This is a genomic window from Halorubrum sp. SP9 (assembly GCF_005435015.1).
In the GTDB taxonomy this organism is placed as follows: Archaea; Halobacteriota; Halobacteria; order Halobacteriales; family Haloferacaceae; genus Halorubrum; species Halorubrum sodomense.
The window spans coordinates 1-1,094 of the sequence record NZ_SGXU01000130.1 but is presented as its reverse complement, the minus strand read 5'-3'; the positions used below and the strand labels follow the sequence as shown (position 1 = coordinate 1,094).

General features: G+C 57.5%; 2 protein-coding genes. Both read right to left on the bottom strand.

What is annotated here, in order from left to right:
- Positions 1-665 (bottom strand): hypothetical protein (locus EXE45_RS16815; protein WP_137695006.1); only part of this gene is annotated, 665 nt, incomplete at its 3' end.
- 40 nt (positions 666-705) lie between these two features.
- Entirely contained in the window at positions 706-894 is a 189-nt protein-coding gene (locus tag EXE45_RS16810) for a hypothetical protein (RefSeq protein WP_137695005.1), read from the bottom strand.
- Positions 895-1,094 lie beyond the last annotated feature (200 nt).

Genomic DNA, 1,094 nt, shown 5'->3' with positions numbered 1-1,094 from the left:
CCCTCCTCGTCTTCGTATAGCAGGTCGAACTGCCCACCGTAGCCAAACTCGGTGTCAAAGAGGAACTGTTCGACGGCTTCGACGTTGTCGGGGTCAAGGTGGCCCGTGTCGATGATGTGCTCTTTGAACGCCTTCGCCGCCCACTTCATCTCGCGGACGGCCTTGTCCCATGCGTGTTCGCCGTCGTACTGATTGTTCCGCGGCGTGTACGGGACTTCGTCGGTATTGGCCGAGGGGGCCTTCTTCGACCACTTCTTCAGGCAGTATTCCGCGTAGTATTCCTCGTAGCCCCAGTCGTTGTCTCCGACTTCGTGGAAGTGGGTATCGCCCGACGCATCGGCCAAGGCGTCGAGGACGACGAAGTGGATGAGGGTGCCACGGTAGCGTTTGTACTCTCGCTGATCTTTCCACCACGGTCGCGCCCATCCGCTCTGTCCGTCGTAGCGATCTCGCCACCCCTTCAACGCCTCGTCCTTCTCGGGGTCTACCCGTAGCTCCTCGATGGTGGTTACGGAGGGCATCGGCGGAATATCGGACCCTGGGAGGTAGTATAGACGGATGCTGTCACCGTCGTGATCTACTTGTGTCCGTGTGACTTGAGATGTCTGCGAAGCAGGCTTCTCAACGTCCGCAGTCTGTGACTGCGGTTCTTGGGACGTATCCATTAGGTGTATTTTCGTGTGTCAGATACAAAAAGATTGTGCGTCATTTGCCTTTCAAGTACCGCTTTCCGAGTGCGATTGAGGTAATCGCTGCCAACGTCTCGGTGGAGGGTTCACCGAAGTACAGCAAGATCGCCCCGATGACGACCAAGGCGATGATGTCGGTGACGTTGTCGAGAACTTTGTCAGCGAGCGATGCTTTCTGTGTGGTGTTGGCGTTGGAAGTGCTCATGTCGGGTGTTCAGTAGATGGTTTCCACGCTGTGCGCTATGGACGAAGGATTCCGTCGAGTCGTGGATCACGGACCCCGCGAAGGTACGTCCACTCCGAGCGTGGATCGTCATTGGTGTCCCACGTTGGACGGTAGTGACGCGGCCATGGACGGGTGAGATCCCACGTCGGGGTGTGTGGGTACGGGTGAATCTTGTAGTG

Excerpts from the sequence above, each read along its gene's own strand:
- EXE45_RS16810 (WP_137695005.1), bottom strand. The coding sequence starts at position 894 with ATGAGCACTTCCAACGCCAACACCACACAGAAAGCATCGCTCGCTGAC.